The 11,181-nt window shown below is 71.9% G+C and carries 13 protein-coding genes; 5 read left to right on the forward strand and 8 right to left on the reverse strand.

Features of this window, described 5'->3' with window-relative positions:
- Window positions 1-14 precede the first annotated feature (14 nt).
- Window positions 15-1,046 carry a Ku protein gene (locus D8M35_RS08335; RefSeq protein ID WP_126891436.1) on the forward strand — a complete coding sequence of 344 codons (1,032 nt, stop codon included), beginning with the start codon at window positions 15-17 and terminating at the stop codon, window positions 1,044-1,046.
- Between the two features lie 15 nt (window positions 1,047-1,061).
- Here the strand turns inward: D8M35_RS08335 and D8M35_RS08340 are convergent, their stop codons facing one another.
- Window positions 1,062-1,544: a MarR family winged helix-turn-helix transcriptional regulator gene (locus D8M35_RS08340; RefSeq protein ID WP_126891437.1), complete on the reverse strand. Its 483-nt coding sequence runs from the start codon at window positions 1,542-1,544 to the stop codon at window positions 1,062-1,064.
- Window positions 1,545-1,657: 113 nt separating this feature from the next.
- Between D8M35_RS08340 and D8M35_RS08345 the strand changes: the two genes are divergently transcribed.
- Both D8M35_RS08345 and D8M35_RS08350 read left to right on the forward strand, forming a co-directional pair.
- Entirely contained in the window at window positions 1,658-2,260 is a 603-nt protein-coding gene (locus tag D8M35_RS08345) for a hypothetical protein (RefSeq protein ID WP_126891438.1), read from the forward strand.
- Between the two features lie 22 nt (window positions 2,261-2,282).
- Window positions 2,283-3,272 (forward strand): signal peptidase I, encoded by a 990-nt coding sequence (locus D8M35_RS08350; protein ID WP_126891439.1) that lies wholly within the window; start codon window positions 2,283-2,285, stop codon window positions 3,270-3,272.
- A gap of 56 nt (window positions 3,273-3,328) precedes the next feature.
- Here the strand turns inward: D8M35_RS08350 and D8M35_RS08355 are convergent, their stop codons facing one another.
- Entirely contained in the window at window positions 3,329-3,814 is a 486-nt protein-coding gene (locus D8M35_RS08355; RefSeq protein ID WP_126891440.1) for a hypothetical protein, read from the reverse strand.
- 79 nt (window positions 3,815-3,893) lie between these two features.
- A complete protein-coding gene (locus D8M35_RS08360; protein WP_126891441.1) occupies window positions 3,894-4,415 on the reverse strand; it encodes a DUF6328 family protein in 522 nt (173 codons plus the stop codon).
- Between the two features lie 57 nt (window positions 4,416-4,472).
- Between D8M35_RS08360 and D8M35_RS08365 the strand changes: the two genes are divergently transcribed.
- On the forward strand, window positions 4,473-5,096 hold the full coding sequence (locus D8M35_RS08365; RefSeq protein ID WP_126891442.1) for an antibiotic biosynthesis monooxygenase: 624 nt from the start codon (window positions 4,473-4,475) through the stop codon (window positions 5,094-5,096).
- On the opposite strand, the gene D8M35_RS08370 is transcribed toward D8M35_RS08365, so the two are convergent.
- The 5 genes from D8M35_RS08370 to D8M35_RS08390 form a co-directional block, all read right to left on the reverse strand.
- Entirely contained in the window at window positions 5,082-5,603 is a 522-nt protein-coding gene (locus D8M35_RS08370) for a hypothetical protein (RefSeq protein WP_126891443.1), read from the reverse strand. The genes D8M35_RS08365 and D8M35_RS08370 overlap by 15 nt on opposite strands.
- Window positions 5,604-5,605: 2 nt before the next feature.
- On the reverse strand, window positions 5,606-6,541 hold the full coding sequence (locus tag D8M35_RS08375) for a Ppx/GppA phosphatase family protein (protein WP_126891444.1): 936 nt from the start codon (window positions 6,539-6,541) through the stop codon (window positions 5,606-5,608).
- Between the two features lie 128 nt (window positions 6,542-6,669).
- Window positions 6,670-7,527: a ribokinase gene (locus D8M35_RS08380; RefSeq protein ID WP_126891445.1), complete on the reverse strand. Its 858-nt coding sequence runs from the start codon at window positions 7,525-7,527 to the stop codon at window positions 6,670-6,672.
- Complete coding sequence (locus D8M35_RS08385; protein ID WP_126891446.1) at window positions 7,524-8,933, reverse strand: MFS transporter; 1,410 nt, start codon at window positions 8,931-8,933, stop codon at window positions 7,524-7,526. Before D8M35_RS08385 ends, D8M35_RS08380 begins: the two co-directional genes overlap by 4 nt.
- Window positions 8,934-8,938: 5 nt before the next feature.
- Window positions 8,939-9,976: a nucleoside hydrolase gene (locus D8M35_RS08390; protein ID WP_126891447.1), complete on the reverse strand. Its 1,038-nt coding sequence runs from the start codon at window positions 9,974-9,976 to the stop codon at window positions 8,939-8,941.
- 231 nt (window positions 9,977-10,207) lie between these two features.
- Between D8M35_RS08390 and D8M35_RS08395 the strand changes: the two genes are divergently transcribed.
- A partial coding sequence (locus tag D8M35_RS08395; protein ID WP_238638152.1) for a LacI family DNA-binding transcriptional regulator occupies window positions 10,208-11,181 on the forward strand: 974 nt, incomplete at its 3' end.

The raw sequence follows: 11,181 nt of genomic DNA on the forward strand, positions 1-11,181 counted from the left end.
GGCATCATGTGCCCATGAGGTCGATCTGGAAGGGCTCCATCGCGTTCGGGCTCGTCAACGTGCCCATCAAGGTGTACGCGGCGACCGAGACCCACGACGTGTCCCTGCACCAGGTCCACGACGAGGACAAGGGCCGCATCCGGTACAAGCGTGTGTGCGAGTTCGGCCACGAGGTCGAGTACGCCGACATCCAGCGCGCCTACGACGACGGTGACAAGACGGTCGTCCTCACCGCCGACGACTTCAAGCAGCTGCCCGAGGAGCAGTCGCACGAGATCGAGGTCCTCGAGTTCGTGCCCGTCGAGCAGGTCGACCCGATGATGTTCGAGAAGTCGTACTACCTCGAACCGGACTCCCGGTCGCCCAAGGCGTACGTGCTGCTCCGCGAGACGCTCGCGAAGACCGACCGGCTGGCGATCGTGCAGTTCACCCTCCGGCAGAAGACCCGGCTCGGGGTGCTCCGCGTCAACGAGGACGTCATCCTGCTGCAGGGACTCCTGTGGGGCGACGAGGTCCGGGCCGCGGACTTCACGTCCCTCGACGCCTCGGTGAAGGTCAGCGCGAACGAGCTGAAGATGTCGTCGTCGCTCGTCGAGAGCATGTCCGCCGACTTCGACCCCGACCGCTACACGGACTCCTACCAGGAGGAACTGCAGCAGCTCATCGACGCCAAGCTCGAGGCCGGTGACGACGTCGACACCGCGGAGACCTTCGGTGAGCGCTCCGAGGACGACGACGCCGGCGAGGGCGGCGACGTCATCGACCTGATGGCGGCCCTCCGGGCTTCGGTCGACAAGAAGCGGTCCGGTTCGTCGAGTCCGTCGCGGTCCTCGTCACGGTCCTCGTCCGGGTCTGGAGGCTCGGGGTCGCGCTCGTCGTCCGGCTCACGCTCGTCGTCCGGTCCCGCTGGTGCGGACGACGACGGGGACGCGACGGCAGGGAAGGCACCCGCGAAGAAGACCCCGGCGAAGAAGACGCCTGCGAAGAAGACGCCCGCGAAGAAGGCCCCGGCGAAGAAGACCTCCGCGAAGAAGCAGGCCAGCTGACCTGCTGGCGGCGGGTCAGTCCGACCCGTCGACCTCGTCGGCGATCGGAGCCCGGAACTCCTCCGCCATGCGCTCGGTGAACGCGATGAACACCTCGACGCTCTCCCGCGGCAGGGACCGCTTGAGCGCTCGTCGGTAGGCCGATCTGAGAGCGCCGACCACCGCGAACCCGTCGACGGTGAGCTCGATCCGCACGCTCCGTCGGTCGTCCGGGTTCCGGACCCGGTCGAGGAACCCCCGCCGGGCCAGCCGGTCGAGGAGCGCCGTGACGGCACCGGTGCCCATCTCCAGGTACCCGCCGAGCTCCTTCGGCGTCCGGTCCTCGTCCGTCGCGCCGAGGAACTGCAGCGCGCGGAGGTCCACTGCGTTGAGGTCGTTCAGCACCGCCAGGTGCTGGATCAGGTGGGAGTGCTCGACCTGCGCCGCGTAGAACGCCGCCACCGCGTCGTCGAGCGAGCGGTCGTCGTCTCCGAGGTTCCCCGTGGGCAGTCCAGGCACGAGAACACTCTAGACGGATTCCGTTTTGCACGATTGTTGACACACTCATAATTCGAGGCGTATCGTCTTGATTAGCTCGAAAATCGAGCGAACAAGAACCGATTGGACCCGCCGTGCGCCTCCCGACCCGCGCCCTCTCCCGCATCGCCACCCTCGCCGTGATCCCGGCCGCACTCGTCGCCGGTGGCGTCGCGGTGTCGACCGCGTCCTACTCGGCCTTCTCCGCGACGTCCTCCGACGACGCCAACAACTGGTCCATGGGCTCGGTCTCGCTGAGCAACGACGCCGCGAACGGCGCGCTGTTCTCCGCGTCGAACCTCAAGCCCGGTTCGACCGGGACGAACTGCATCGCGGTCACGTCGAGCGGTTCGCTGCCGAGCGTGGTGAAGCTCTACGCCACCAACGTGCAGCAGACGAAGTCGCTCGGCTCGTACGTGACGCTGCGGGTGACGCAGGGCACCGGCGGCGGGTACGGCACCTGCACCGGCTTCACCGCGGCCGCGGGCGCTGACGGCACCCTCTACGACGGACCGCTCGCGACCTTCGCCACCACCCGCACGAACTACGCCACGGGTGTCGGCACCTGGAAGCCGACCGGCGACAAGGCCGAGACGCGGACGTACCAGATCGCCTACACCGTCTCGCCGGATGCCCCGGCGTCCCTGATGGGTGCCAGCGCGAGCCTCGGCTTCACCTGGGAAGCACAGAACTCCTAGACCCGGTCAGGAGGAACCGACCGTGCGTTCGACGTCGTGGATCCGGTTCACGGTGGTGCTCGCCGCCCGCGGGGTGGTCGCGACGGTGTTCGGCATGCTCTTCTGGGCAGCCGCTCCGATGCTCATCGGATGGCACAGCACCACCGTGATGACCGGCTCCATGGAGCCCTCCCTGCGCGTCGGCGACGTCGTGGTCAGCAAGCCCGTCGACCCGCGCGACCTGCACCGGGGTCAGGTGCTGCTGTTCGACGACCCGGACCATGCAGGCGTCCTGCGTCTGCACCGGTTCGACGCGCTCGACGGCGACGACACGCTGACCACGAAGGGCGACGCGAACCCGCAGGCCGACTCCACCCCGATCACCCGCTCCGCCGTCGAGGGCGTCGGCTACCTCCGGGTGCCCCTCGTCGGCACACCGATCACCTGGGCGGCCGCGGGTGACACCGCTTCCCTGACCGTGCTCGGCGCAGCGGTCCTCGCCGTCACGCTCCTCGCCGTCACCCCGGCGGTCTCCGGGAACCGACCGCCGACGGCACCGGCGGACCGCCGTGCGCGCCACCGCGCCCGCCGACGTCGCCCGCGCGTCTCCACCGCCGTGATCGTCGCCGCCGTGTGCGTGGCAGGAGCACTGGCACTCCCCGCTCCGGCAGCAGCCGCCGCGTTCGCCGCGACGACCCCGTCGGCCACGAGCACTCTCGCGACCGCGACGGCGTCGCCGGTCACCGCGCTGACCTGCGCGACGAACAGCGACGGATCGGTGACGATCGGGTGGGGGTTCGCCGGTACCGCGCCCGAACGCTTCACGGTCCTCGTCGACGGGCAGGAGGTCGCACAGCGCCCCGCGGACGCCCGGAGCACCACGGTGGGCTCGTGGGACCTCTTCACCTGGCGGACCTCGACGGTCAGCATCCGCACCGACCTCACGAGCACCTGGACCGCCACGTCGACCGAGTCGGTGCGGGTGGTCACCGTGCGCTTCCTCGGGTTCGGGCGCACGAGCTGCGCGCCCTGACGAGCATCCACTGACGCCCACCACAGCCCCTCGGCGGAGCCGGCGTGGTCCAGCCCCTACCCGTCGGACGGCGCCCCGGCGCTCCCGACCGCCAGCGCCCGCACCTGTGCGAAGGCCTCGCGGTGGCGCTCGCGCAGCACGGCCCAGCCCTCGGTGGTGTCGATCGTCCCCGGGTCCGCCACGGACACCGCGAAGCCGTGCTGCGCCCGCGGCACGGACTCCCCCGGCAGGCGCAGCTCCTGCGTGAAGGCGCCGGTGTCGGGCGCGAAGACGAGCGTGTGTGCCGCAACGTCCCGATCCCAGTCGGCCGAGGGCCACGACATGAACGAGACGTGCCGAGGCGGGTCGAGCGGGGTCGTCGCCGAGACCCAGCACCCGTGGTGGTCCTCGCCGGGCGACAGGATCGTGTAGGTCCCGCCCTCCCGGTACACCAGGAGGGCTTCGCGGAAGGGCTTCGCCCGGTACATCGCGGTGTAGGACAGTGCCTGCGCGTGGACCGGACGGCCGAGGGTCAGGATGACGGAGGGTCCTGTGGTCGACACGTGCTCGTCCTTCCCGTGGTGGTCGTCCGGGCCATCGTGGCCCGGGTTCCTCCGGTCGCGGTGGGGCCCGACCGAGGACTCACTCAGGTCCGGGGTGGTCCCGGGTGTCGCGGGAGGTCCGGCGGAGCGCGAGCGGGATCGAGACCCACAGCGCTGCCGTCCCGACGAACACCACGGCACCGCCGACGACGCCACCGACGTCCCCGATCACCACGTCGAAGACGAACAGCACCGTGCCCGAGAACAGCAGGGCGCTCGCCGCGAGGGCCGTGATGAGCAGCACGTTCCCAGCCCGGACCAGGTCGTGCTTCTGACGCTGCCGGAACACCAGCCGGTGGGCGGAGACGGCCGACAGCGCGACGACCGTGATCACGACCGCGAGGACCACCAGCACGAGGTAGACGACCTCCTCACCGGGGGTGAGCATCGTGAAGCGCTGCTGGAACGGCAGCGTCAGCAGGAACCCGGCCAGGATCTGCGTCCCGGTCTGCACGATGCGGGGCTCCTGCTGGATGTCCGACCAGTTCCGGTCCCACCGCTCGGTCGGGGTCTCGTGCCGCCCACGCTCGGTGTCCTGTGCTGCACCGCCGACGTCGCTCATGTGCCGAACCTACTGCGCCGTCACGAGCCCGAAACACGACTCCGCGAGACTGTCCGCATGACTCCACAAGAGCCAGGGAGTCTGCAGTCGTCATCCGTGACCGCAGGCCCGCCCGTCACCGTGTCCATCACCCGTCTGGTCGAACCCGACCGCATCCCCGACGCCACCGCCTGGGTGCAGTCCGGTGTCAACCTCGCCAACCGCTACCCGGGCTTCCTCGGCTCCGGGTGGGTCCGCTCGCACGCCACCAGTCGGGAGTGGCACATGCTCTACCGGTTCGCCGACCACGAGCAGCTCGCCACGTGGGAGAACTCCGACGACCGGCTCCGGTGGCTCGACCAGGGGCGCGACCTCGTGGTGGAGTCCCGTGTCGAGAAGCGCACCGGCATCGAGGGCTGGTTCGACGCCCCGCAGGACGCCCCCGCGTCGAGCGCCCCGCCGCGGTGGAAGCAGGCCGTGAGCATCTGGCTCGGGTTCTTCCCGGTGAACCTGGCGTTCACCTACCTGGTCGGCTGGCTCGTCCCGGCGTTCGGGCACCTGGCCGTGCTGCCGCGCGTGCTCGTCACGACGCTCGTGCTGACGCCGATCATGACCTTCTGGGTGCTGCCGTTCGTCACACAGCTCATCCGCCCGTGGTTGCTCGCTCCCCCGCGAGCCGAGGGACGGTCAGCCGAGGCCTGAGCCCGGAACCGAGAAGGCCGCGCCGAGCGCCCCGCCGAGCACGAACACGACGACCACCGTCGCGAGGAGCCACCCGAGCCCGAGCAGGTGTTCGCAGGCTGCCCTCCACAGCGAGTCCTCCGCGGCGGGGACCAGCGCCCGCGTGCGGCCCGTGTCGGCAGGACCGACGGGGCTGAGGACGACCAGCGCCCGGCACCGCCGATCGAGCACGAACAGGCCGTGCGTGGTGCCGACACCGCTCCAGATGCGGAACCGGACGATGAACGCCCTCGGCAGCCGCACGCAGCGCGGCCCGAGGACGGTCAGAGCACGCAGGTCGTCGCCAACGCGGCGGACCGTCGCTGACGGCGCCGCGAGTCCCGCGAACCACTGCCACCCGATCCCGAGGACGAGTGCGCAGAGCAGTGCGGCGCCGCGCGTGACCCACAGGCCGACGCGCACCCAGGTCGGACCGAGCGCGAACGACGTCGGCGCCTCCGGAGGGGCTTCCGCGACGTGCCGAGCCATGTTCAACCGAGCACCGACAGCTGGTCGAGCCGCTCGAGGATCACGCCCTCGCGCAGGGCCCACGGGCAGATCTCGAGCGCGGGCAGGTCGAAGATGTCCAGGCACGCCTCGGCCACGAGCGCCCCGGGCACGACCTGGTGCGCGCGGCTCGGTGAGACGCCCGGCAGCGCCGCGAGCTCGGGGACGGAGCTCGTCAGCAGCGACGGCAGCAGCCGACGCAGTTCCGCGCCGTCGAGTGCGCGCGGGACGAGCGGTCCGGCGGCCGAGGGCGCCGCGCCGCAGATCCGCGCGATCGAGCGGAACGTCTTCGAGGTCGCGACGGCGCGGTCGGGCCGACCCGAGCGGAGCAGCAGCCCGGCGTCCCGCGCGATGGCGACGCGGATCTCGTGCCGGATGCGTCGGACGTCGTCCTCGCTCGGCGTCCCCTCGGCGAAGTACCGGCGTGCGAGCCGGGCGGCACCGATCGGCATCGACCACGCGACGTCGGGCGCCTCGTCCGCACCGCCGGCGATCTCGAGCGAGCCGCCCCCGATGTCGAACACGGCGAGCCGTCCCGCGGACCACCCGAACCACCGTCGGACGGCCAGGAACGTCAGGCGCGCCTCGTCCTCGCCGGACAGCACGGCGAGCTCCACGCCGGTGCGCTCCTCGACGTGGGCGAGCACCGCGTCGGAGTTCACGGCGTCCCGCACGGCTGACGTCGCGAACCCGAGCATGTCCTCGCACCCGCGCTCCTCGGCGATGCGGACGGCGTCGGCCACGAAGGTCGTGAGGGCCTCGACGCCCGCGGGCGTCACCGCGCCCGACTCGTCCAGGTGCTCGGCGAGCCGCAGCGACTGCTTGAACGACGACGCCGGCAGCGGCGCGGCCCCGCCGTGGGCGTCCACCACGAGCAGGTGGCCGGTGTTGGACCCGATGTCGAGGACTCCGACGCGCATGCCACAACGCTAGCGGCGGATGTCCCCCGCACGACGCAACCCCGACGACACCTCGCATCGGTACAGCGCTGCGAGCAACCGCCGGGGTTGCGTTTCGCGGGAAGGGACGGGCGGACGGGAGGCTCGGCCTACGACCGCAGGAAGGACTCCAGTTCCGACGTGGTCGGGTACGAGGCCTGCGCGCCCGGCTTCGTCGCGGCGTACGCACCGACCCCGACGGCGAAGCGCGCGGCCTCGAGCAGGGAGTCGCCGGCGTCGAGCCGGAGCGCCACCGCACCCATGAACGCGTCGCCGCACCCCGTGGTGTCGACGGGCTCGACCCGCACGGCGTCGACGTCGACCGGGTCGGCGTCCCCGTCGTGCACCGTGCAGCCCGCGCCGCCACGGGTCACGATCGAGCGGGCGACACCGTGGTCCCCGAGCTCGGCCGCCTCGTGCTCGTTCACCAGCAGCACGTCGGTCAGGTCGAGCAGCTCCTGCGGCACGGCCCCGAACGGCGACAGGTTCGTGAGCACCGTGGTACCGGCGGCACGGCCGGCGCGTGCGGCGGCGAGCACGACGTCGATGGAGACCTCGAGGCAGAGCCCGAGCACGCCGGCGCCGTCGAACGCCGAGGCGGGCAGGTCCTCCGGCGTGAGCGTGGCGTTCGCGCCGCCGGAGATCACGATGGTGTTCTCGCCCGCGGCGTCGACCGTGATGACGGCGGTCCCGGTGGCGACGCCCTGCCGGACCGCGACGTGCGTCGTGTCCACGTGGGCCGATGCGACGGACTCGCGCAGCAGCGTGCCGTTCCCGTCGTCGCCGACCGCACCGATCATGCGGATGGTGCCCCCGAGCCTCCCGGCCGCCACCGCCTGGTTGGCGGACTTGCCGCCGGGCAGGATCGCGAGGTCCGACCCCTGCAGGGTCTCCCCGGGCTTCGGGAAGCGCTCCGTGCGGACCACCAGGTCCGCGTTGAGGCTGCCCACGACGACGATGCCGCTCATGCGGTGGCTCCTGTCTCGGCCGAGGCCGGGCGCGGGATGAGGAAGGACGTGGCGAGTGCCGCGCAGGTGATCGCGGCACCGAGCAGCATCCCACCGGAGTAGCCGGCGGTGCCGGCCGACCCACCGGTGCCGAGGGCGATCTGCAGCGCCGGCAGCACCGCGAAGCTGATGCCCGCACCGAGGTTGAACGCACCGGCGTTGAGGCCGGGCAGGAACCCGGGGTTGGACTCCGGCGAGAGCACGATGCCGAGCCCGTTCAGCACGATGTTCGCGATGCCCGCGTAGGTGATGCCGATGAGCACCGTGGCGGCGACGAGCACGGGCAGCGAGTGGACGCCGACGAACGCCATGACGAGCGTGGCGACGATGCTGCCGACCAGGCCGACCCGGAGGACGGCCCGGTAGCCGAGCGTCGGCGCGAGACGTCCGGAGAACGGTCCGACGACCCACCCGACCAGCGCGTAGGGCACGAGGAACGCGAGCGAGGCGACGTCCGGCTCCAGGCCGAAGCCGACCTCGTCGTTCTGGGCCAGGCTCGTGACCAGGCCGTTCACGACGGCGAAGACACCCGTCATGGTGAGCAGGGTCGTGACGAGCAGCGCCCACGTCCCGCGGCGCTTGAGGTACCGGGTCTCGACGAGCGGCTCGCGGACCCGGGACTCGATCGCCCAGAACACCCCGAACGCGACCAGGGCGACGACGATCCCGCCGACGACGAGTGCCCAGTCGGCCGCGGCGAGCTTGCCGGCCTCGTTGAACGCGGTGAGCAGCGCGCCGACGCTGATGACCAGCGGGAGCACGCCCCACCAGTCCATGCGCGTCCCGGCGGAGGGTCGGGACTCGACGCCCCAGCGGGCGACCATGAGCGCCGCGACGGCCGTCACGACGACGATCACCCAGAAGATGCCACGGAACCCGAAGTGCGTCGCGATCCAGCCGCCCGCCAGGGCGTCGACCCCGGCGATGCCGCCGTTCACCGCGGTGAGCAGGCCGAGTGCGGCGCCGTAGCGCTTCGGGTCGGCGATCTCGTTGCGCAGGACGAGCAGGCCGATGGGCACGACCGGGCCGGTCACGCCCTGGATCATCCGGCCGACGAACAGCATCGGCACGTTCACGGCCAGGGCGGCGACGACGCTGCCGACGAGCATGACGAGCAGCATGCCGAGCAGCACCCGCTTGCGGCCGACGATGTCGGACAGCCGGGGCAGGAACAGCGAGAACAGGGCCGCGATCGTGAAGAACAGCGTCTGCGAGAGCCCGATGGTCGCGTCGTCGGTGCGGAGTTCGTCCGCCATCGTCGCGAGGGCGGGGCTGAGCATGCTCGCGTTCAGCTGGAACGCGACGCACGCGGCGAGCAGGGCCGCGGTGAGGGCGGCGGTCGACTTCGTCGTCGAGGTGGTGGTCACGGCGCTCAGCGCTCCTGCGCGACGACGGTCACGTCGGTGTCGGTGTCGGCGACCGCCTCGGCAGCGGCTCGCGGGCTCCACCCGGTGTCGGGCGTCTCGCCGATCCGCTCGAGGGCGTCGACCACCAGGTCCCAGAAGCGCCCGTGGTCGAGATCCATCGCCGCGGACGTGCGGCAGTCCTCGGGCGCGGGACCGCGGAGGTCCGCGACGGTCATGCCGAGCGTGTGGGTGCCCGTCGTCTCGATCGCGATCGGCATCTTCACCGCACGGACGATCGTCGGGTCGATGACGTACGCGACGGCGCAGGGGTCGTGCACGGGCGGGGCGTCGAAGCCCTGGGCGTCCTCGTACGCCTTCCCGAAGAACTCGAGCAGCTCGCCGACGAACGCGGCCGGGCCGGTGCCGACGGCGGCGATGCGTGCGGCGACCTCGGGGGTCGCGAGCGCCTGGTGGGTGAGGTCGAGGCCGACCATCACGACGTCCCAGCCGGCGCGGAAGACGATGTCGGCGGCCTCGGGGTCGATGACGATGTTGAACTCGGCGACCGGGCTCCAGTTGCCGACGTGCACGCCGCCACCCATCAACACGACCTGCTTCACGCGCTCGACGATGCGCGGCTCCTTGCGGACGGCGAGGGCGATGTTCGTCAGGCCGGCGGTCGGCACGATCGTCACGGTGCCGGGCTCGTGCGCCATCACCGTGTCGATGATGAGGTCGACGGCGTGACGCTCGTCCAGGTCGAACGACGGCTCGGGGAGCATCGGCCCGTCGAGGCCGCTCTCCCCGTGGATCTCCGGGGCGACCTCGATCTCGCGCAGCAGCGGGCGATCGGCGCCGGCGGCGAAGGGCACGCCCGTGATGCCGGCGATCCGTGCCACGGCGAGGGCGTTGCGGGTGACCTTCGGCAGGGTCTGGTTGCCGACGACGGTGGTGACGGCGAGGAGCTCGATCGTCGGGTTGCCGTGCGCCAGCAGGAGGGCGACGGCGTCGTCGTGGCCGGGGTCGCAGTCGAGGATGATCTTCTGCGTCGTTGCATCGGGCACCTTGGGCGCTCCACTTCGTCGGGGATCGGTGTCGGCGGGCCGTCGTGGCCCACCGTGTCCGGCAGTGCCGGACGGACGTGTGTGCTCGACGCGGTGGGGTCCGCGCTGTGGAGGAACCAACTCCAGCACGGCGCGTCAAGCGTTTGACATTCGAACACGTCAAACGCTTGACGTCAACTCCGAGCAATCCTCGTCCGTCCGCACGCGCGGCCCGGTCGGTAGGCTCGTCGGGTGCCCTCCCCCGCCCCCCACGGTCGTCGCGTGACCGCGGCGATGGTGGCCGAACGCGCGGGGACGAGCATCGCGACGGTCTCCCTCGTGGTCAACGGCAAGGACCGCGGTCGGGTCTCCCAGCCGATCGCCGAGCGGGTGCGCGACGCCGTCGACGCCCTCGGGTACGTCGTCGACCACGCGGCGAGCTCCCTCGCCCGCGGCACCGGCGACCTGGTCGTGCTCATCGCGCCCGACCTGTCGAACCCGTTCTTCGCCGAGGTGATCCGGGGCGTGCGGGACACCCTCGGCGACCGGTTCCAGCTGGTGCTCTCGGTCACCGAGCGCGGTGCGCAGCCGACGGCGGCCGACCTCCGGCGCTTCGAGCGCCTGCGGCCGGCGGGGATCCTGGTCGACGCACCGGCAGCCGGCGAGCCCATGGACGCGAGCGTGCCCGTGGTGCTGCTCGACGCCCCGGACGCCGCCGAGGGCACGACCGCAGTCGACTACGACCTCGCGCCGGGGATCGACGCGCTCGTCGCACACCTGCGCGACCGCGGGCACCAGCACGTGGCGTACCTCGACGGCACCGCGAGGGTCGCCACGTTCGGCATCCGCCACCGGATGTTCGACGAGGCCTGCGCGGCCGCCGGGATCACCGTGTCCGAGGTCGGTGCCCGCGCGGACCTGACGGTCGACGCCGCCGCGCTGGCGACCGAGCACGTGGTCGAGGCCTGGCACGAGGACGGTGTCACGGCGGTCGTGGCGGCCGCGGACACCCTGGCGTACGGCGTGCTCCGGGTCGCGGGCGCGATGGGGCTCCGGGTGCCCGAGGACCTGGCGGTCGCCGGCTTCGACGACCTGCCGTCGTCGTCGGTCACGGCGCCGGCCCTGACGAGCGTCGCACTGCCGGGAGCCGAGCTCGGCCGCACCGCCGCCCTGCGCCTGCTCGCGACGATCGACGGCACCGCGGTGGAGCCCGTCGACCTGCCGGC

The sequence above is a fragment of the Curtobacterium sp. HSID17257 genome (genome assembly GCF_003989515.1).
Taxonomy (GTDB): Bacteria; Actinomycetota; Actinomycetes; order Actinomycetales; family Microbacteriaceae; genus Curtobacterium.